The organism is Streptomyces sp. NPDC035033, assembly GCF_040636735.1.
GTDB lineage: Bacteria > Actinomycetota > Actinomycetes > Streptomycetales > Streptomycetaceae > Streptomyces.
In genome coordinates this window covers 1-18,525 of record NZ_JBEZUZ010000029.1, presented here as the reverse complement: position 1 = coordinate 18,525, position 18,525 = coordinate 1, and the positions used below count along the sequence as shown (strand labels likewise).

Here is an 18,525-nt window from a genome sequence, read left to right as displayed (position 1 = left end):
TTGAATCTACCAACTTTTTGAATGGCGCGTAAGTGCCATGTCCTGTTCACGCCACGGGTTGGCCTTGCGACGCCCCTCCGCCCCCAACAGGCTGGAGCCATGGAGGACTTGGCGACCGACCACCCCACCGTCCGCAGCGCACCGGAATCACTGCTGGTGGTGGCCGCGCACCCGGACGACATCGAGTTCTGCGTCAGCGGCACCGTGATGCAGTGGATCGAACGCGGCACCCGCGTCACGTACTGCATCGTCACGGACGGCGGCGCCGGAGGTTACGACCCGCTGCTCCCCCGGCAGGCGATGGCGGACCTGCGCCGCGCCGAACAGGTCCACTCGGCGAAGCTGAGCGGCGTCGCGGACGTCCGCTTCCTCGGCTACCCGGACGGCTTCGTCGAACCGACCGCGGAACTGCGGCGCGACCTGTGCCGGGTCATCCGGGAGGTCCGCCCGCAGCGGGCCGTCATCCCCTCCCCCGAGATCAACTGGGCCCGCGCCGCCGACCTCCACCCCGACCACCGGGCCGTCGGCGACGCCTGCCTGCGCGCGATCTACCCCGAGGCCCGCAACCCCTTCGCCCACCCCTCGCTCCTCAAGGAGGAGGGCCTGGAGCCGTGGACCGTCCACGAACTGTGGCTCATGACCGGCCCGACGCCGAACCAGTACGTCGACGTCACCCCCGTCTTCGACCGCAAGGTCGAGGCCCTGCGCATCCACACCTCCCAGACGGCCCACTTCGACGACCTGGCGGGCCTCCTGCGCACCTGGCTCTCCGAACACGCCACCGCCGCCGGCCTCCCCCCGGGCCGCATGGCGGAGGCCTTCCAGATCGTCCACATCGACTGACCCGGCGGGCGGGGCCGGCGCTCCTACACGTGCAGTTCGGGCGGGAAGCCGGTCCAGCGGAGTCCGGCGGGGAGGTGGCCGGTGTCGTTGAAGAGGAGGAGGGAGGGGGCGCGGCCGGGGGCGTAACGGAGCACCGTGAGCGCCGCGTTGGCGTGGTCGATCCCCATCCACCGCCACGCCGGGGCGCCCAGCGCCGCCCGGACGATCCAGCCGGCCAGGAAGTTGTGCGTGACGAGCAGTTCGTGGCGCGGCTCGTCCCCCTCGACCGGACCCGTGAAGCGGGCGCACGCCTCCGCCGCGAGCGCCGGCCCCCGCTCGCGCTCCTCCGCCGGGAGCCGGTCCAGGAAGCCGAGCATCGCGTCGGCGGTCTCCGCCGGCAGCTCCTCGCGGGCCGGCAGGTACGGGACGTAGTCGCCGGCCGCCTCGGAGCGGCGCAGCGGCACCCCGTCGAGCCGCCCGCCGATCAGCCGGGCCGTCTCCTCGGCCCGGGCGAGGGGCCCGTGGTGGACCGCCGCCAGCGGCACCCCCCGGAGCCGCTCCCCGAGCAGGACGGCCTGCCGCCGCCCCGCCTCCGTCAGCTCGCTCTCGTCGGGCGACGCCTCGGCGTGCCGGGTGAGGTAGAGGTGGCGGGCGGCGAAACCGGTCATGATCCGGTCCCCTCTCCGTGTCGCGCGGTACGCCCGCGAAGCCGGTCCCGCGGGTCTGTACGGGGACGCCGGGCCGTCCCGGCCGGTTGCGGGCGGTGTGGCAGGGTGGCGGGACCGTACGGGAGCGAGGAGAGCAGCGGTGGGCGGACAGGAGCGGCGCGCGGACCGGGCGGCGTCGGACCTGGCGGTGGTCACCGCCTGGTGGCGCGGGCTCGACCGGGACGGCTTCCTGGCGCTCCCGCCGCCCGGCCGCGCCCGCTACGACCAGGGCGACGGGCACGCGGACGCCGCCGAGCTCGCCGCCGGGCGGGGACTGACGGGCCCGGTCTCGTTCGCGTACTGGCACTGGCAGTCCCACACCCGCGCCTTCGACCGCTCCGGCGCCCTGACCGGCGAACTGCTGCTGCACTGGGGCGGCGACCACGCCACCGTCGCCGCCGGTCTCGGCCCCGGCCCGGACGGCTTCCGGATCACCGACAACGGGCCCCGCGGCGCCTTCGGGCTCGACCGGGTCACCGGGCGGGACGCCGACGGGCTGCCGGACCCGGCCGACCCCGACGGCGTGCGCCAGTTCCTCGCCGGCCTCGGCGAGCCGCTGGACCGCGGCGCCCCCGTCCTCCGGTACCGCCCCCTCTCCGCCGCCGAGGCCGCCTGGCTCCACGCCCGCCTCGCCGGCCCCCTGGACCTCGCCTCCGCCACCCCCTTCGCCGACGCGCTGGAGCGGCGGGACGCCCTCACCCCCGACGAGACGCGGCGGCTGCTGCGCGCCTGGCGGGAGCGGCACCCGGACCGCCCCGCCGAGTGGACGGGGCACCGGAACCTGCTCCACGCGCTGCTGCGCCACGGCCACGAGGAGGCATGGGAGGCCGTCGCCGCCCTCGGCCCCGGCGCGGCCGGAGTCCTCGCCTCGGTGCCGTCCGAGCGGGCCCTCGCGACCGTGCGCGGCTTCGCCCTCGCCGGGGACCGCGCCGCCGTCCACGCCTGGCTGCGCCTGCACCGCGCCCTGCGCGAACCCGGGGCCGTGCCGGCCGCCGCCGCCCTCGCGGCGGACCTGGCCGCGCACGACGCCCCGGAGGGCTCGCTGCGCGGCCTGTACGACGCGCTCGCCGGCGCCCTCACGACGGACTGGCGCGAGGAGACGGGCTCCGGTCACCACCCCGGCCGGTCCTACACGGCGCTCACGGCCGTCCGGCTCGCCACCGACGAACGCCTCCCGCGCCCCCTCCGCGTCCTCGCCGCCGCGGCGGCGGACGAACAGGCGGAGCGCGTGCGGGAGCAGGCCCTCGGAGGGCCGGAGGGCGCCCTCCCCGCCGTCCGCCCCGCCGACGCGCTCGCCGCCGTGACCCGCTTCGAGGCCGCCCGGGACGACCTGCTCGCCGGCACCGGCCCCGACCTCACCGCCCCCGAGGGCGCGCTGGGTGACCTGTGGCACCGCCACCGGACGCTCACCGACGCCGGCGTCCGCTGGCTGCGGGAGCGGATCGCCGACCCGGCGACCGGGCTCCAGGGCCTCGGCTTCTGCCTCGAACTGCTCCTCGCCCACGGCCTCGGCACGGCCGCCGAGGTCGACGCGCTGCTGCCGCGCCGGATGAAGGACCTCGCGAAGAAGTACCGGACGACGTACACCGAGTGGCGCCACCCCCTCGTCACCCTCACCTGCCTCGCCCTCGACCTCGGCCACCCGGCCGCCGGGAGGCTGGTCGCCTGGTGGGAGAAGGAGCGGCCGGTCTGGAAGGACGAGCTGCGGCTCCTCACCCACCTGGGCGCGCCCGACGAGGCCAAGGCGGCCGAGCTGTGGGAGTTCGCCGTCTCCGGCGCCCACGACGTGGGCCAGCTGCTGACCTGGGTCCTGGTCCGCGCCCGCCTCGACGGCGTCCACCCGCTGCTCGTCGCCGACCGGCTGCTGCGCGTCCCGGGCCCGCGCCCGTACGTCGTCCACCGGGTGCTGCTCGCGGCGGCCGACCCGGCGCAGCCCCTCTGGCACTACGACGTCGACCGGCGCAGCCGGAGCTGGTGGCAGCGCGCGGTGGAGGTCGCCGAGCACCCCGGCCTCTCCGCCGAGGCCCGCGCGATCGGCCTCCGCGCCGCCCGGGGCCACTACCTGCTCACCCACCCCGACCGGGTCGTCCCCCTCCCCACCGGGGCGGAGCGGGCGGCCGCCCTGAGGTGGGCGGAGGGCCGGCCGGCCGCCGGGACCCCCTGACCCCCGGACCGCCGGGCCGAGCGGGCGGTGCTCGTCACGACCGGGCCTCGATCTTCGAGCGGAGGGCGGTCAGGAGCTCGCGGAGGAGGCCGATGGAGACCTCGTCCGTCAGGTTGCCGTCCGCGTCGAAGCGCTCGTGCGCGCGGAAGAGGTGGACCTCCGGCTTGACGACGACGTCGCTGTCGGTCCAGACGAAGACCTGGCGGAGCGCCAACTGGGCGCGGACCGTGCCGAAGTTGGTGGGGGCGGCGCCGAGGATCGCGATCGGCTTGCGGTGCAGCGGGAGGCCCTCGGTGCCGGTCCAGTCGGTGGAGATCCAGTCGAGGGCGTTCTTGAGGACGCCGGGGACCGAGTAGTTGAACTCCGGGGTGGCGATGAGGATGCCGTCCGCCTCGGCGGCCCGCCGGCGCAGCTCCGCCACGGCGGCGGGGCGGCGGTCGGGGTGGTCGAGGTCCTGGTCGTACGGCGGGATCTCGCGCAGGTCCTCGTAGATCTCGATGTCGAGGCCGCCGGGGTTGAACTTGCGGGCGGCGCGCAGCAGGAGCGTGTTGTACGAGTCGGCGCGGAGCGAGCCGGAGACGGCGAGCACGGTGGCGGTCATGAAGTCCCCCCGGGGAGCAGGTGGTCGGCGGTGACGCCGGGCGGCGTCTCGACGGCCATGAACGTAAACCGAACGGTTCAGAACGTCAACCGAACCGTTCAGTCTTGACAGTGAACCGAACGGTGTAGTTCTCTCGCCGCATGACCACAGCAGCCGGCACCACCGCACAGGCCCTCGCTCAAGCCGTCGCCCGCGCCGGACGGACGGCCCGGACACCCGTCGGCGGCACGCCGTGACGGCCGGCGCCGGGGCGGTCGCGCCCCCTGTCGCGGAGGCGGAGGCGCGGGGCCGGGGCGCGGGGCTCGCCGTCCTCGCCGCGCCGGCCGCCGCCGGGGTCTCCGGGCCCGCGCTCGTCGTGCCCGAGGCCGCCGCCTCGCTCGGGGTCTCCGTCGGGGCCGCCGCCTGGCTCCTGACGGTCTTCGGGATCGGCATGGCCGCCGGTACGCCGCTGCTCACCGCGGCGGGCCGGCGGCGGGGGCCGGGCGGGACGCTGCGGGCGGCCTCCGTACTGGTCGTGGCGGGGACGGTGCTCGTGCTGGGCGTGCCCGGGTTCGCCGCCGCGCTCGCCGGACGGGGGCTGCTGGCGGCCGGCGCGGCCGGGTTCAACGTCGCCGCCTTCCAGCTGGCCGCCCGGGACCCGGGCGGCCGGACCGCCGGGGTCGTCGCGATCGGCAGCGCGACGGGCGGCACGGCGGGGCTGTTCGGCGGCGCGGCGGTGGCGGCGGCGGTCGACTGGCGAGCGGCGCTGGTGCTGCCGGTGCTGAGCCTGCCGGCGCTGCTCGCGGCGCGGGGCGCCCTGCGGCCGGAGCCGCGGGAGGAGGCGGGGGGCGCGGCGGCACCGGCGGGGGTCCTGCGGGTGCTGCGGTCGGGCCGGTTCCTCTCCCGCGCCGGGCTGATCCTCCTCCTCTCCACCGTCAACTTCGGCCTCATGTACGCCGGGCCCCGGCGGGTCGTCGGCCTCACCGGCTGGGGCGCCGTGCAGACCGGCGCGTACGCCTCCGTCGCCGCGCTCGCCGGGGCGCTGCTCTCCTGGGGGCTCGTCCGGGCCGGGGCCCGGTGGTGGGTCCTCGCCGGCGGGGGCGTCCTCGCCGTCGTGCTCGCCGCGGCCGGGCCCTGGGCCTGGGTCGTCCTGCTCGGCTCCGGGGTGAGCTCGCTCGCCACGGCCGCCGGCCAGGGGCTGCTCACGGGCGCCTCCGCCGAGGGGCTGCCGGAGTCCCTGCACGACACCGCCGTCGGCCTGTTCAACTTCGCGTTCCTCGCCGGCGTGGCCGCCGGCCCGGCGCTCGCCGCCTCCCTCTTCTGAACCCCCGCACCCCTGAACCCCCGCACCCACGCTCGAACGGAGTCGTCATGTCCTACCCCGACCCCCGCTACCCCGACCCCCGTTACTCCGGTGACCACGGCGAGGTCAGCGCCCGGTTCCGGCCCGCCACCGCCCCGCCCGACTTCGTCGCGACGGGCGCCGCGCCCGCCGCGTACCACTACCTCTCCACCACCCTCTCCACCCAGGGGGAGTACGGCCTCTACCGGGTGGACATGGGCCCGGAGTCGGCCGGGCCCCGCACGCACTTCCACAAGGCGATGTCGGAGGCGTTCTTCGTGCTCTCCGGGACGGTCCGGCTGTTCGACGGGGAGCGGTGGGTGGACGCCACCTCCGGCGACCACCTGTACGTGCCCGTCGGCGGGCTGCACGCCTTCCGGAACGAGTCCGGCGAGCCGGCGTCGATGCTGATGCTGTTCGCGCCGGGCGCGCCCCGGGAGGAGTACTTCGAGCGGATCGGCGATCTGGCGGGGATGAGCGAGGCGGACCGGGCCGCGTTCCTGGTGAAGCACGACAGCTTCTTCGTCTGAGACCGGAGCCGGTCTTTGCAGACCGAACCGTTCAGTTCATATACTGGACCACCCCTTTCCCCCAGCCCGAGGACGTACCGCCATGGCCGCCAGCAAGGACGTGCTCGACGAGTACGGGATCCCCGTCATCCCGGACCCCGCCGACGCGGCCTCGCGCAAGCGGCAGGCGATCATCGACGCGGCGCTGGCCGAGTTCCTGGCGGAGGGGTACTCGGCGGCGTCGATGGACGCGATCACCGCCCGGTCCGGGGTGTCGAAGGCGACGATCTACAAGCACTTCGGCAGCAAGGAGCGGCTGTTCCTCGCGGTCATCGGCGGGGTGCTGCCGAAGACGTACGCCGACCTGGAGCCGGCCAACTCGACCGTCGCCGACGCGCCCGACCTCCGCTCCGCGCTGGTGCGGCTGACGACGGACTGGGCGCGGATCCTGCTGCGGCCGGACATCATGTCGCTGCGGCGGCTCGTGATCGGCGAGATCGACCGGTTCCCCCAGCTGGGGCAGCTCTGGTACCGGGTCAGCTACGACATGAACAACGGGCCGCTGATCGAGGCGTTCACCGAGCTGGACGCGCGGGGCGTCCTCGACGTGCCGGACCCGAAGCTGGCGGTGCAGCAGCTGGTCGGGGCGACGGTCGGGGTGCCGCAGCTCGTGCGGACCTTCTCGCCGGAGGCGGAGATCGAGGAGGCCGAGCTGGAGCGGATCATCGGCTCGGGAGTGGATCTCTTCCTGGCGCGGTACGCCACCGGCGCCTGACCGCCGCCACGGCGAGCAGCGCCGCCGCCCACCCGCCGGTGGTGAGCAGCTGGGTGCGGGTCGCGGGGTCGCCGGCCATGAAGAGGAGGACGGCCCCGATGCCGGCGAGCGCCGCGAGCGAGCGGGCGGAGGGGCCGCGCAGCCGCAGGTGGGAGCCGGCGATCAGGGCCCAGACGATCAGGATCGCCGCGCCGATCGAGTTCAGCAGGAACGGGAAGACCGTGCGCGGCCACAGCAGGCTCAGCACGACGGAGCCGAAGCCGAAGGCGGCGGAGGCCAGGACGGCGGCGTACGGGACGCCGGCGCGGACCCGGCCGAGGGCGGGCGGCGCGTCGCCGCGGCCGACGAGGGCGTACAGCACGCGGGAGGCGCCGTAGACGTTGGCGTTCATCGCGGAGAGCAGGGCGATCAGGACGACCGCGCTCATGACGTCGGCGGCGCCGGGGACGCCGAGGCGTTCCATGACGGCGGTGTACGGGCCTTCGGCGACGCCGGGCGCGTTCCAGGGGACGAGGGCCACGATGACGGCCATCGAGCCGAGGTAGCAGACGGCGACCCGCCACATGACGGCGCGGACGCCGGAGCGGACGGCGCGGGCCGGCTCCTCGCACTCGGCGGCGGCGATGGTGACGGTCTCCAGGCCGCCGAAGGCGAAGACGGCGGCGATCGTGCCGACGGCGACGCCGTGCCAGCCGTGCGGCAGGAAGCCGCCGTCGCCGGTGAGGTGGGCCGCCCCCGGGGAGGCGAAGCCGCCGAGCAGGCCGGCCAGGGCGGCCGCGCCGAGCAGCAGGAAGCAGCCGATGGCGGCGATCTTCAGGCCGGCGAACCAGAACTCCAGCTCGCCGAAGCGGCGCACGCCGCCGAGGTTGGTGGCGGTGAAGACGGTCATGAAGACGGCGACCCACGCCCACGGGGGCACGGCGGGCAGCCGGTCGTGCGCGATCCGGGCCGCGCCGATCGCCTCGGCGGCGACGCTGACGACGAGCAGCGCCCAGTACATCCAGCCGGCCAGCAGCCCGGCCCAGCCGCCGAAGGCCCGCCGCGCGTGTTCCGCGAAGGAGCCGGTCACCGGCCGCTCGGCGGACAGGTCGCCGAGCATCCGCATCACCAGCACGGTGAGCAGCCCGGCGAGGACGTACGAGACGAGGACGCCGGGCCCGGCGGCGGCGATGCCCACCCCCGATCCCACGAAGAGCCCCGCGCCGACGGCCCCGCCGAGCGCGATCATCGCGAGGTGTCTCCGGCGCAGCCCGGACGTCAGTCCCCGTACCGTCATGTGCTCCCCGTTTTCCGCCCGTTCTGCCTGATGGTCCCTCAAGTGACCGACAGGAATGGTTCGTTCCGCATACCTCCCGATCAGTTGTGATCGGGAGGTGACTAATATGCACGCGTCGATGCACGTGCGGTGTTCGAACGGTGTCATCCGTTCTCTGTCGAGGAGCATGCCCTGCGCAAGCGCACACCCGAGCGGCCCCGCAGGACGTCCTCCCTGTCGCTGGGCCGGACCCTGCTGGTCATCGCCTTCGTCCCGGCCCTCGCCCTGATCGCCCTCTGGGCCGTCACCAGCGGCCAGGTCTTCCTCGACTTCCAGCGCCAGGCCGGCCAGGGCCTGCTCGCCGAGAAGGCGGGACAGCCCTCCAACCTCGTCTACTACAGCCTCCAGGAGGAACGGCGGCTGAGCGCCGAGGTGCTCGCCGGACGGCGCGGCGCCGCCGCCGCCCTCAAGGAGCAGCGGGGGCGGACCGACGAGGCCGTCCGGGAGTTCCAGACGCTCTCGGACGTCTCCGAGGACGGCGCCCCCCGGGAGGTCCTGGACGCCGTCGCCGCCGCCCGCGCGGCGATCGCCCGGCTCGACGCCCAGCGCGCCCTCGTCGACAGCGGCGACGACGACCAGCAGCAGGCCGTGTACGACTACTACACCGACCTCATCGCCGTCGACCTCGACCTCTTCGCCGCCCTCAGCCACGTCGACAACGGGCGCATCACCACGCTCTCGCAGCCGCTCGTCGACCTCTTCCGGGTCAAGGAGATGATCTCCCGCTCGGACGCCCTGCTCGCCCGCGGCTGGGCCGACCGCAGCCTCAGCGCCCGCGAGTTCGCCGAGTTCCGGCAGGTCGTCTCCGCACAGCCGCTCGTCGTCTCCTCCTCCGTCGTGCCCTACCTCCCGGCCGACGAGAAGGCGATGTGGAACGCGATCACCGACAGCCCGGAGTGGAAGGCCAAGACCGCCGCCGAGAACGCGATCCTCGCCCCCGGCCGGACCGCCTCCACCGGCTCCGTGCCCCTCACCGCCGACGAGGGGACCTGGCGCGCCTCCGTCGACGTCCTCGACGACCGCGTCGAGGCCCTGCTCCAGCACCGCACCGCCCTCGTCGTCGAGGAGGGCAAGGGCAGCGTCATGGCCCTGCTCCGCAGGATGGCGCTCACCACCGTCATCGGCCTGCTCGCCGTCGTCGCCGTCATCACCGTCACCTGGCGCCTCACCCGCGCCCTCCGCCGCCGCATCGGCCGGCTCCGCGAACAGGCCGAGGCGCTGGAGCGCAGCCTCCCCGACCTCGTCGAACGGCTCGCCCAGGGCGAACGCGTCGACGTCGAGACCGAGGCCCGGCGCATCCGGCAGGACGAGGACGACCGCGTCGACGACGAACTCACCCACCTCGGCGAGGCCCTGAACCTCGCCCGCACCAGCGCCCTCGAAGCCGCCGTCCGCCAGTCCGACCAGCACCGCGGCTTCGAACGGCTCCTCCAGCGGATCGCCCGCCGCACCCAGCAGCTCATCGGCCAGCAGCTGAAGAAGCTCGACGCCCTGGAGCACCAGCACGAGGACCCCGAGCTCCTGGAGGACCTCTTCGACCTCGACCACCTCACCGCGCGCCTGCGCCGGTACGAGGAGAACCTGGTCATCCTCGCCGGCGGCGCCCCGCACCGCCGCTGGCGCCGGCCCGTCCCGCTGCTCGACGTCCTGCGCTCCGCCCAGGGCGAGGTGCAGGACTACCGGCGGGTCGTGCTCGACCTCGACGGCAGCCCCTGGATCGCGCCGCGCGCGGTCGGCCCCGTCACCCACGTCCTCGCCGAACTCGTCGAGAACGCCCTCACCTTCTCCCGGCCGCCCAGCCCCGTCGAGGTCCGCGCCGCCCACGTCAGCCGCGGCCTCGCCATCGAGGTCGAGGACCGGGGCCTCGGCATGGAGGACGACCAGCTCGCCGAGCTCAACGCGCTGATGGCCCGGCCGCCCCGGATGGACCTCCTCGCCCGCACCGAGGACATCCGGCTCGGCCTGCACGTCGTCTCCCGCCTCGCCGCCCAGTACGGCCTCCGGGTCGAGTTCCGCTCCTCCGCCTACGGCGGCACCCGCGCCGTCGTCCTCGTCCCCCACGAGCACGTCGTCGGCCCCGCGGAGACCGCGCCCGACGCCCCGCGGGACGTCACGCCGCTGCCGTCCCCGCCCGCCGCCGGGCCCGTGCCCCCGGCGCCCGAGGAGGCCCCCCTGCCCAGCCGCGGCCGGGGCCGGGCCCTCGCCGAGGTGACCGGACGGCACACCCGGCCCGCCGAACCGTTCCCGTACGGGACGCCGGAGCCGTACGCGCCGGAGCCGGAGCCGTACGCCGCGGAGCCGTACGCCGCCCCGGCCCCGGAGCCGGAGCCGTACGCGCCGGAGCCGTACGCCTCAGCGCCCTACGCGACGGAGCCGGAACCGTACGCCCCGACGCCGGAGCCGGTGCCGTACGCGCCCGGGCCGGCGCCGCACTCCCCCGCGCCCGCGGCCCGTCCCGGCGTCCCCCAGCAGCCGCTGCCGCGCCGGGTGCGGCAGGCGAGCCTCGCCGAGGAGCTGCGGGTCGACCCGGCCGCGGGGCGGACCCCGGCCGCTCCCCCGCCGGACTGGCGGGCCGACCCGCTGCTGCGGCCCGCGCCCCGCCGGGCCGGGGCGACGATCGGCGCGTTCCAGCGCCGGTCCCGCGAGGCCCGCGCCCGGACCGAACCCCCCTCCCCCGCCCCCTCCACGAGAGAAGACTGGTCATGACCCCCCGTACCACCGCCACCCACCAGGAGCTGGACTGGCTGCTCGACGGCCTGGTGGAGTCCGTGGCCGAGACCCGCAGCGCCGTCCTGCTCTCCGACGACGGCCTCGTCGTCAGCCACTCGCGGTCCCTCGACCGCGCCTCCGCCGAGCGGCTCGCCGCGATCTGCACCGGCCAGCAGAGCCTGGCCCGCGGCGTCGGCCAGCTCTTCGACGGCGGCGCCGTGCACCAGGTGATCGTCGAACTCTCCGACCTGTGGCTGTTCATCGTCTCCGCCGGCCAGGGCACCCACCTCGCCGTCGTCGCCTCCCAGGAGGTGGACGCGGAGGTCATGTCGCTGGCCATGCACAACCTCGTCCAGCAGGTCGGCCAGAAGCTCGGCACGCCCGCCCGGTCCGACTTCGACGCCTTCGGCACCGCGCCCGGTCCCCGCTGATGACCACCGGCCGGCACACCGGGGACCCGTACGGGCACGACGGTCCCGAGGACGACGGGTACGAGGACGCGGCGGGCAGCATGGTCCGCCCCTACACCGTCACCCGCGGCCGGACCGCGCCCGAGCGGGACGACTTCACCCTCATCACGGTGGTCACGACCGTCGAGGAGCCCGTCGACGAGTTCGGCCGGCCGCTCCGCCCCCAGCGGCTCCAGCCCGAGCACCGGCTGATCCTCGACCGCTGCCGGCGCCCCCTGGCGGTCGCCGAGGTCGCCGCCGCCCTCGGCCTCCCCGTATCGGTGACCAAGATCCTGCTGGGCGACCTCGTGGGCCTCGGCCTGCTCACCGCCCGGGCACCGCTGTCGATGGCCCGGGCCGCCGGGGGCGCCCCGCACGGCCTGCTGGCCGCCGTCCGCGACGGAATCCGGAGACTCTGACACCCATGACCACCCACGGGACGGCCCCCGCCGCCGTCAAGATCCTCGTCGCCGGCGGCTTCGGCGTCGGCAAGACCACCCTCGTCGGCGCGGTCAGCGAGGTCACCCCGCTGCGCACCGAGGAGTACCTGACCACCGCCTCCGTCGGCGTGGACGACCTCGCGGGCGTCGGCGCCAAGGAGACCACCACCGTCGCCCTGGACTTCGGCCGCATCACCGTCAGCGACGAACTGGTCGTCTACCTCTTCGGCACCCCCGGCCAGGAACGCTTCTGGTTCATGTGGAACGACCTGGTGCACGGCGCCCTCGGCGGCGTCGTCATCGCCGACACCCGGCGCCTGGAGACGAGCTTCGCCTCCATCGACTTCTTCGAGAGCCGCGCCATCCCCTTCGTCGTCGCCATCAACTGCTTCCACGGCCACCACACCCGCACGGCGGAGGAGATCCGGGCCGCGCTCGACCTCGACCCGCACGTGCCCCTGCTCATCGGCGACGTCCGGCAACGCGCGTTCGGCAAGGAGACCCTCCTCGCCCTCGTCGACCACCTCATGAGCCTCCCGGCCCCGGCCTGACCCTTCCCCCTCCGTACCCCGAACGCCCCTGGAGGCACCCGAGATGGCATCACCCCTGCGCGTCCTCGTCCACGGCGGCGGCATCGGCGGGCTCACCCTCGCCACCCTGCTCGCCCGGCGCGGCCACACCGTGGAGGTCGCCGAGGTCCGCGACGCGCTCGACGCGCTCGGCGTCGGCATCATCCAGCCCTCCAACGCCCTGCACGTCATGCGCGAGGCCGGTCTCCTCGACGCCTGCCTCGCGGCCGGCTTCGAGTGGGAGGTCCTCACCATCGCCGACCCGGCCGGCACCCCGCGCGCCGAGATCCCGCAGCCCCGCATGGACGGCGCCCCGCCCGCCAACGGCATCCCCCGGCCCGCGCTCGCCGCCCTCCTCGCCGACGCCGCCCGCGGGGCCGGCGCCACGCTCCGCTTCGGCGCCACGATCGACACCCTCACCGACGACGGCAGCGGCGTCGACGTCACCCTCACCGACGGCTCCGCCGGCCGCTGGGACCTCGTCGTCGGCTTCGACGGCATCGGCTCCCCGCTCCGCACCCGCCTCTACGGCGACCGCCACACCCCCGAGTACACCGGCTTCGCCAACTGGCGGGTCACCGTGCCCCGCCTCCCGCGGGTGCGCGGCGTCGTGATGTGCATGGCCGGGCCGGAGGCGAAGGCCCTCCTCACCCCGATCACCGACGAACTCATGTACCTGGGCGCGGTGTTCGCCGAGGACGAGGAGTACCGCCCCGACCCGGAGACCGCGCACGAGGAGCTGGCGAAGCGGCTCGCGGTGTTCTCCGGACCGGTCGCCGAGGCGCTCGCCTCCGTCACCGACCCGGCGTCCGTCGTCCACACCCGCATCTCGCAGGTGACCGTCGACGACCCGTGGCACGTCGGCCGGGTCGTCCTCGCCGGCGACGCCGCCCACGCCTCCACCCCGCACCTCGCGCAGGGCGCGGCGATGGCCGTCGAGGACGCCCTCGTCCTCGCCGACTCGCTGCGCGACGAGGAGACCGTGCCCGCCGCCCTCGCCGCCTGGGAGGCGCGCCGCCGCCCCCGCGCGCTGTGGGTGCAGGCGCTGTCCCGCGCCGTCCTCAAGCAGGAGACGGGCACGGCGACGACGCCCGAGGAGGACGAGCTCCTGAAGGTCGGCATCCCGGGCGCCGCGCACGTCCTGGCCCAGCCCTACTAGACCGCCGGGCCGGGGCTCACACCACCAGCCCCACCGCCAGGACCGCGATCAGGGCGCTCGACGCCAGCCCCGTCAGGAGCCGGGCGCGGGCGCCCGTCAGGGCGTGCCCGAGGAGGGTGCCGGTGGAGGCCAGGAGGAGCTGCCAGCTCGCCGAGGCGGCGAAGGCGGCGGCGACGAAGACGGCCGCCTCGGCCGGGCCCGTCGTGACGTGGCCGCCCAGGACGAGGGCCGTGAAGTACAGGACCGTCATCGGGTTCAGGATCGTGAGGCCGAGGAAGGCCCAGAACGCCCGGTGCGGGGCCGTCGCCGGCCGGTCCGCCACCGGGGTGCCGGCGCGGTGCGCGCGGATCGCGGTACGGGCCGAGGCCGCCGCGAGGACCAGCAGGACGAGGACGGACGCCCAGCGCAGGGGCGTCGCCACCGGCGCGAGGAGCGGGGCGAGGGCGGCCCCGCCGGCGACCGCGACCAGGGCGTACACCCCGTCCGCCGTCGCGACGCCGAGCGCCGCGCCCGCTCCCGTACGCCACGGGCTGCGGGCCGCGACCGCCACCAGGTGCGCGCCGACGGCGCCCACCGGGACCGCGATGCCGTAGCCGGCCAGCAGGCCGGCCACCGCCGCGCCGGTCACGCGACGGCGGGGATCGCGCCTCCGGGGAGCGGGGCCGTCTGCTGTCGGTGGTAGGCCGCGCCGTCCTTCGTCCGGGCCAGGAAACCGCCGGTGACGAGGTACCGGCGGAGGGCCGGGAAGTCCGCGTGGACGGTCTTCAGCGCCTCGTTGACCTCGGCCTCGCGGTAGACGCGGCCGGTCTCGAAGAGGGTCTCGGCGAGGTGGGCGAGGAGCGCCGCGCGGCGGGCCGGGCGGCGCGGGATCGCGACGAGCCGCCCGTCGGCGGCGAACAGGTCCGCCACGGGGCGGGGGGAAGGATGACTGCTCATGGGGGAAGGGTGGCGGCCCGGCTCGCCGCCCCGCAAAGGGTTTTCCCGCCCCGCGAAGGACCCCGCCCCGCGACGCGGACCGAACGGGGCGGGGCCCGGGGCGGGGCGGGGGCTCAGCGGTAGATCAGGAGTTCCTGTTCGGTCGCGCCGGTGAGGGCGTAGCGGGTGCGGACCAGGGGGCGGCCCGCGTAGATGCGGATGAGGGTGGCCGCGTCGCCGTGGAAGACGGCCGGCGGGCGGCCCTCGATCTCGTTGCCGAGGGCCACCTCCCCGGCGTGGTCGGCCAGCCGGCCGACCAGGCGCGGGGTCTCCCGCCGGCGGCTGGTCACGGCGAGCAGCGGGAGGGCGAGGGCGAGGGAGTCGCCGCAGTAGGCGCCCGGCTCGCCGAACGCCTCCCGGACGTCCCCCGCGTGCACCCACTCCCCGAGGGCGACCGCGTCGAGCCGCCCGTCCTCGTGCCCGGCGATCACCGGACCCGCCTCGGTCATCCCCCGCTCCAGCTCGTCCAGGATCCGGCCGAGCGGCCAGTCCTCCCGTTCCGCCACGTCGCAGGCGTTGGCCTCGGGCAGGAAGACGCCCTCTTCGAGGCGCCCCTCCACGATCCGCACCAGTGCCGCCCCGCAGTGGGCGAGGACCTGCCGGGCCGTCCAGCCGGGGCAGGCGGTGCGGAGCTCGTACGCCTCCTCGGGGGTGCGGCGCAGCAGCGGCATCAGCAGGTCCCGTTCCGTCCGCAGGAGGCGGTCCGGGAGCCAGGGGTCGCGTTCGGCGGGCAGACAGTCGGTACACATGCGGGCTCAGTAGCGGTAGTGGTCCGGCTTGTACGGACCCTCGACCTCGACGCCGATGTAGGCGGCCTGCTCCGGGCGGAGGGTCGTCAGCTTCACGCCCAGGGCGTCGAGGTGGAGGCGGGCGACCTTCTCGTCCAGGTGCTTGGGCAGCGTGTACACGTCGGTCGGGTACTGCTCCGGCTTCGTGAACAGCTCGATCTGGGCCAGGGTCTGGTCCGCGAAGGAGTTCGACATCACGAACGACGGGTGACCGGTCGCGTTGCCGAGGTTCAGCAGGCGGCCCTCGGACAGGACGATGAGGACCTTGCCGTCGGGGAACGTCCAGGTGTGGACCTGCGGCTTGACCTCGTCCTTGACGATGCCGGGGACCTTGGCGAGGCCGGCCATGTCGATCTCGTTGTCGAAGTGGCCGATGTTCCCGACGATCGCCTGGTGCTTCATCCTGGCCATGTCCGAGGCCATGATGATGTCCTTGTTGCCCGTCGTCGTGATGAAGATGTCGGCCGTCTCCACCACCTCGTCCAGGGTCGTCACCTGGTAGCCGTCCATCGCCGCCTGCAGCGCGCAGATCGGGTCGATCTCCGTCACGATCACCCGGGCGCCCTGGCCGCGCAGGGATTCGGCGCAGCCCTTGCCGACGTCGCCGTAGCCGCAGACCACGGCCGTCTTGCCGCCGATGAGGACGTCGGTGGCGCGGTTGATGCCGTCGATCAGGGAGTGGCGGCAGCCGTACTTGTTGTCGAACTTCGACTTCGTCACGGCGTCGTTCACGTTGATCGCCGGGAAGAGGAGCTGCCCCGCGCGGTGCATCTCGTACAGGCGGTGGACGCCCGTCGTCGTCTCTTCCGTGACGCCCCGGATGCCGGCGGCGAGCGCCGTCCAGTCAAGCGGGCTCTTCTCCAACAGGGCGCGCACGACGGCCAGTTCCTCGTTCTCGGCCTCCGGCAGGACTCCGGTCTTGAGGTACTCCACACCCTTGTGGACGAGGAGCGTGGCGTCCCCGCCGTCGTCCAGGATCATGTTCGGGCCCTCGCCGCCGGGCCAGGTCAGGGCCTGCTCGGTGCACCACCAGTACTCCTCCAGGGTCTCGCCCTTCCAGGCGAAGACCGGGATCCCGGCGGCGGCGATCGCGGCGGCCGCGTGGTCCTGGGTGGAGTAGATGTTGCAGGACACCCAGCGGACCTCGGCGCCGAGGGCGACGAGGGTCTCGATGAGGACGGCGGTCTGCACCGTCATGTGCAGGGAGCCGGTGATGCGGGCGCCGGCCAGCGGCCTGGCCTCGGCGTACTCGCGGCGGATCGCCATCAGGCCGGGCATCTCGTGCTCGGCGAGGGTGATCTCCTTGCGGCCGAAGTCCGCGAGGCCGATGTCGGCGACCTTGTAGTCGGTGACGTCAGACATGAGCTGCAACTCTCCTTGCGCTGAGGATGGTCCGGTGGATTTCCAGGGCCGCCGTCGACTTGTTGAGGGTGATGTAGTGCAGGCCCGGCGCGCCCTCGTCGAGGAGGCGCAGGCCCATGCCGACCGCGTGCTCGACGCCGATGCGGTGAGCACGCGCCGGATCGTCCTTGGCCGCCTCCAGGCGGTGGGCCAGGTCTTCGGGGAAGGCCGCGTCGGAGAGTTCGGCGAAGCGGCGGATCTGGCGGACGTCGGTGGCGGGCATGATCTCGGGGATGATCGGGGTGTCACAGCCGGCGGCGGCGACCCGGTCCCGCAGCCGCAGGTAGTCCTCGGGGTCGAAGAACATCTGGGTGACGGCGTAGTCGGCGCCCGCCCTGCACTTGGCGACGAAGTGCGCGAGGTCGCTCTCCGGGCTCGCCGACCGGGGGTGGCCCTCGGGGAAGGCGGCGACGCCGATCCTGAAGTCGCCGAGCGAGCGGACGAGTTCGACGAGCTCGTACGCGTACCGGAAGCCGTCCGGGTGCGGGGTCCAGGGGCCGCGCGGGTCGCCGGGCGGGTCCCCGCGCAGCACGAGCACGTCCCGGACGCCCGCGTCCGCGTACTGGCCGATGATCGCCCGCAGTTCGGCGACCGAGTGGCCGACGGCGGTGAGGTGGGCGACCGGGCGGAGCGTGGTCTCGGTGACGATCCGCTGGGTGACCCCGATGGTCCGGTCCCGGGAGGAGCCGCCGGCACCGTACGTGACCGAGACGAAGTCCGGTCGCAGCGCCTCCACCCGCCGGATCGCGTCCCACAGCGTCCGCTCGCCCCGGTCGGTCCTCGGCGGGAAGAACTCGAAGGAGAAGGTGGGGTTCACCTGCGGCCTCCCGCGTTGAAGTAGCCCGCCTCCGGGTGGTGGACGACGATCGCGTCCGTCGACTGCTCGGGGTGGAGCTGGTACTCCTCCGACAGCACGACCCCGATCCGCTCCGGGCGGAGCAGCTCGGCGATCTTCGCCCGGTCCTCCAGGTCCGGACAGGCCGGATAGCCCAGGGAGTAGCGGCAGCCCTGGTACTCGGTGCGGAGCATGCCGTCCAGGCCGGCCGGGTCGGCGCCGCCGATCCCCCACTCGCGCCGCACCCGCGCGTGCCAGTACTCGGCCAGCGCCTCCGCCAGCTGCACGGACAGGCCGTGGAGCTCCAGGTAGTCGCGGTAGGCGTCGGCGGCGAAGAGCCGGGCGGTCTCCTCCCCGATCCTCGATCCGACGGTGACCACCTGGAACGCGACGGCGTCGACCTCCCCGGACTCCTCGGCGCGGTGGAAGTCCGCGAGGCACAGGCGGCGGCCCCGCCGCTGCCGGGGGAAGGTGAACCGGGTCCGCTCGTGGCCGTCCTCGTCGAGGACGATCAGGTCGTCGCCCTTGGAGACGCACGGGAACCAGCCGTGGACGACGGCCGCCTCGACCAGCCCCTCGCGCGCGATCCGGTCGAGCAGCGCCCGCAGCCGGGGCCGCCCCTCCGCCTCGATCGACGCCGGGTCCTTCAGCCCCCACTGCCCCTTGAAGAGGGCGGCCTCGTCGAGCCAGGGCGCGTACGCGTCCAGCGGGATGCCGGTGACGACCTTCGTCCCGAGGAAGGGGGGCTCGGGGACGGGGTTGTCGGTGGCGACGTCCGAGCGCCCGGCCGGCTCGGGCTCCCGCACCTCCAGGGGCGTCTCCCGCTTCGGCACCCGCCGCTGCTTCAGCGCGGGCAGCGCGGCCCCGGGCACCCCCCGCTTCACCGCCATCAGCGCGTCCATGAGGCGCAGGCCCTCGAAGGCGTCGCGGGCGTAGCGGACCTCGCCCTGGTAGATCTCGTGGAGGTCCTGTTCGACGTAGGCCCG

The 18,525-nt window shown here is 74.9% G+C and carries 19 protein-coding genes; 10 read left to right on the top strand and 9 right to left on the bottom strand.

All coding sequences use genetic code 11. From position 1 onward, the window contains the following. The first annotated feature begins 99 nt into the window (after nt 1-99). The gene (locus tag AB0E83_RS14775; RefSeq protein ID WP_362110311.1) at nt 100-843 is read left to right on the top strand and encodes a PIG-L deacetylase family protein; all 744 of its coding nucleotides are present in this window, start codon (nt 100-102) and stop codon (nt 841-843) included. A 23-nt stretch (nt 844-866) separates the two neighbouring features. On the opposite strand, the gene AB0E83_RS14770 is transcribed toward AB0E83_RS14775, so the two are convergent. Next, entirely contained in the window at nt 867-1,490 is a 624-nt protein-coding gene (locus tag AB0E83_RS14770) for a histidine phosphatase family protein (RefSeq protein ID WP_362110308.1), read from the bottom strand. Nucleotides 1,491-1,629: 139 nt separating this feature from the next. Between AB0E83_RS14770 and AB0E83_RS14765 the strand changes: the two genes are divergently transcribed. After that, nucleotides 1,630-3,693, top strand: coding sequence for a hypothetical protein (locus AB0E83_RS14765; RefSeq protein WP_362110305.1), 2,064 nt, complete (start codon nt 1,630-1,632; stop codon nt 3,691-3,693). Nucleotides 3,694-3,727: 34 nt separating this feature from the next. Here the strand turns inward: AB0E83_RS14765 and AB0E83_RS14760 are convergent, their stop codons facing one another. After that, nucleotides 3,728-4,294, bottom strand: a complete 567-nt coding sequence (locus AB0E83_RS14760; RefSeq protein WP_362110302.1) for an NADPH-dependent FMN reductase — start codon at nt 4,292-4,294, stop codon at nt 3,728-3,730. A gap of 232 nt (nt 4,295-4,526) precedes the next feature. Here AB0E83_RS14760 and AB0E83_RS14755 point away from each other — a divergent pair, with 232 nt between their 5' ends. From AB0E83_RS14755 to AB0E83_RS14745, 3 genes are all read left to right on the top strand, one after another. Further along, nucleotides 4,527-5,597 (top strand): MFS transporter, encoded by a 1,071-nt coding sequence (locus AB0E83_RS14755; RefSeq protein WP_362110299.1) that lies wholly within the window; start codon nt 4,527-4,529, stop codon nt 5,595-5,597. Nucleotides 5,598-5,644: 47 nt separating this feature from the next. Next, entirely contained in the window at nt 5,645-6,145 is a 501-nt protein-coding gene (locus tag AB0E83_RS14750) for a cupin domain-containing protein (RefSeq protein WP_362110296.1), read from the top strand. Between the two features lie 82 nt (nt 6,146-6,227). Beyond that, nucleotides 6,228-6,899 carry a TetR/AcrR family transcriptional regulator gene (locus AB0E83_RS14745; protein WP_362110293.1) on the top strand — a complete coding sequence of 224 codons (672 nt, stop codon included), beginning with the start codon at nt 6,228-6,230 and terminating at the stop codon, nt 6,897-6,899. Here the strand turns inward: AB0E83_RS14745 and AB0E83_RS14740 are convergent. Further along, the gene (locus tag AB0E83_RS14740; RefSeq protein ID WP_362110290.1) at nt 6,847-8,175 is read right to left on the bottom strand and encodes an amino acid permease; all 1,329 of its coding nucleotides are present in this window, start codon (nt 8,173-8,175) and stop codon (nt 6,847-6,849) included. The two genes, AB0E83_RS14745 and AB0E83_RS14740, sit on opposite strands and share 53 nt — an antisense overlap. Nucleotides 8,176-8,304: 129 nt before the next feature. Here AB0E83_RS14740 and AB0E83_RS14735 point away from each other — a divergent pair, with 129 nt between their 5' ends. The 5 genes from AB0E83_RS14735 to AB0E83_RS14715 are packed head-to-tail and all read left to right on the top strand — an operon-like array spanning nt 8,305 to nt 13,540. Further along, nucleotides 8,305-10,920 (top strand): nitrate- and nitrite sensing domain-containing protein, encoded by a 2,616-nt coding sequence (locus AB0E83_RS14735; protein WP_362110287.1) that lies wholly within the window; start codon nt 8,305-8,307, stop codon nt 10,918-10,920. Continuing rightward, a complete protein-coding gene (locus tag AB0E83_RS14730) occupies nt 10,917-11,354 on the top strand; it encodes a roadblock/LC7 domain-containing protein (protein ID WP_362110284.1) in 438 nt (145 codons plus the stop codon). Before AB0E83_RS14735 ends, AB0E83_RS14730 begins: the two co-directional genes overlap by 4 nt. Next, nucleotides 11,354-11,791, top strand: a complete 438-nt coding sequence (locus AB0E83_RS14725; protein WP_362110281.1) for a DUF742 domain-containing protein — start codon at nt 11,354-11,356, stop codon at nt 11,789-11,791. Before AB0E83_RS14730 ends, AB0E83_RS14725 begins: the two co-directional genes overlap by 1 nt. 5 nt (nt 11,792-11,796) lie before the next feature. Further along, nucleotides 11,797-12,363: an ATP/GTP-binding protein gene (locus tag AB0E83_RS14720; protein ID WP_362110278.1), complete on the top strand. Its 567-nt coding sequence runs from the start codon at nt 11,797-11,799 to the stop codon at nt 12,361-12,363. 43 nt (nt 12,364-12,406) lie between these two features. Next, complete coding sequence (locus AB0E83_RS14715) at nt 12,407-13,540, top strand: FAD-dependent monooxygenase (protein ID WP_362110275.1); 1,134 nt, start codon at nt 12,407-12,409, stop codon at nt 13,538-13,540. 16 nt (nt 13,541-13,556) lie between these two features. Here AB0E83_RS14715 and AB0E83_RS14710 read toward each other — a convergent pair whose 3' ends face one another. From AB0E83_RS14710 to AB0E83_RS14685, 6 genes are all read right to left on the bottom strand, one after another. Beyond that, nucleotides 13,557-14,168 (bottom strand): LysE family transporter, encoded by a 612-nt coding sequence (locus AB0E83_RS14710; protein WP_362110272.1) that lies wholly within the window; start codon nt 14,166-14,168, stop codon nt 13,557-13,559. Further along, the gene (locus AB0E83_RS14705) at nt 14,165-14,476 is read right to left on the bottom strand and encodes a DUF2087 domain-containing protein (protein ID WP_362110269.1); all 312 of its coding nucleotides are present in this window, start codon (nt 14,474-14,476) and stop codon (nt 14,165-14,167) included. The genes AB0E83_RS14710 and AB0E83_RS14705 overlap by 4 nt, the downstream gene beginning before the upstream one ends. Before the next feature lie 113 nt (nt 14,477-14,589). Further along, nucleotides 14,590-15,264 (bottom strand): maleylpyruvate isomerase family mycothiol-dependent enzyme, encoded by a 675-nt coding sequence (locus AB0E83_RS14700; protein ID WP_362110266.1) that lies wholly within the window; start codon nt 15,262-15,264, stop codon nt 14,590-14,592. Between the two features lie 6 nt (nt 15,265-15,270). Beyond that, nucleotides 15,271-16,665: an adenosylhomocysteinase gene (gene ahcY / locus AB0E83_RS14695; RefSeq protein WP_362110263.1), complete on the bottom strand. Its 1,395-nt coding sequence runs from the start codon at nt 16,663-16,665 to the stop codon at nt 15,271-15,273. Continuing rightward, complete coding sequence (metF, locus tag AB0E83_RS14690) at nt 16,658-17,521, bottom strand: methylenetetrahydrofolate reductase [NAD(P)H] (protein ID WP_362110260.1); 864 nt, start codon at nt 17,519-17,521, stop codon at nt 16,658-16,660. Before metF ends, ahcY begins: the two co-directional genes overlap by 8 nt. Beyond that, nucleotides 17,518-18,525: vitamin B12 dependent-methionine synthase activation domain-containing protein (locus AB0E83_RS14685; protein WP_362110257.1), on the bottom strand; the 1,008-nt coding region annotated here is incomplete at its 5' end. The genes metF and AB0E83_RS14685, both read right to left, overlap by 4 nt.

Coding starts and splice junctions, on each gene's coding strand:
- AB0E83_RS14775 (WP_362110311.1), top strand. CDS start 100: ATGGAGGACTTGGCGACCGACCACCCCACCGTCCGCAGCGCACCGGAA.
- AB0E83_RS14770 (WP_362110308.1), bottom strand. CDS start 1,490: ATGACCGGTTTCGCCGCCCGCCACCTCTACCTCACCCGGCACGCCGAG.
- AB0E83_RS14760 (WP_362110302.1), bottom strand. CDS start 4,294: ATGACCGCCACCGTGCTCGCCGTCTCCGGCTCGCTCCGCGCCGACTCG.
- AB0E83_RS14750 (WP_362110296.1), top strand. CDS start 5,645: ATGTCCTACCCCGACCCCCGCTACCCCGACCCCCGTTACTCCGGTGAC.
- AB0E83_RS14745 (WP_362110293.1), top strand. CDS start 6,228: ATGGCCGCCAGCAAGGACGTGCTCGACGAGTACGGGATCCCCGTCATC.
- AB0E83_RS14740 (WP_362110290.1), bottom strand. CDS start 8,175: ATGACGGTACGGGGACTGACGTCCGGGCTGCGCCGGAGACACCTCGCG.
- AB0E83_RS14730 (WP_362110284.1), top strand. CDS start 10,917: ATGACCCCCCGTACCACCGCCACCCACCAGGAGCTGGACTGGCTGCTC.
- AB0E83_RS14725 (WP_362110281.1), top strand. CDS start 11,354: ATGACCACCGGCCGGCACACCGGGGACCCGTACGGGCACGACGGTCCC.
- AB0E83_RS14720 (WP_362110278.1), top strand. CDS start 11,797: ATGACCACCCACGGGACGGCCCCCGCCGCCGTCAAGATCCTCGTCGCC.
- AB0E83_RS14715 (WP_362110275.1), top strand. CDS start 12,407: ATGGCATCACCCCTGCGCGTCCTCGTCCACGGCGGCGGCATCGGCGGG.
- AB0E83_RS14705 (WP_362110269.1), bottom strand. CDS start 14,476: ATGAGCAGTCATCCTTCCCCCCGCCCCGTGGCGGACCTGTTCGCCGCC.
- AB0E83_RS14700 (WP_362110266.1), bottom strand. CDS start 15,264: ATGTGTACCGACTGTCTGCCCGCCGAACGCGACCCCTGGCTCCCGGAC.
- ahcY (WP_362110263.1), bottom strand. CDS start 16,665: ATGTCTGACGTCACCGACTACAAGGTCGCCGACATCGGCCTCGCGGAC.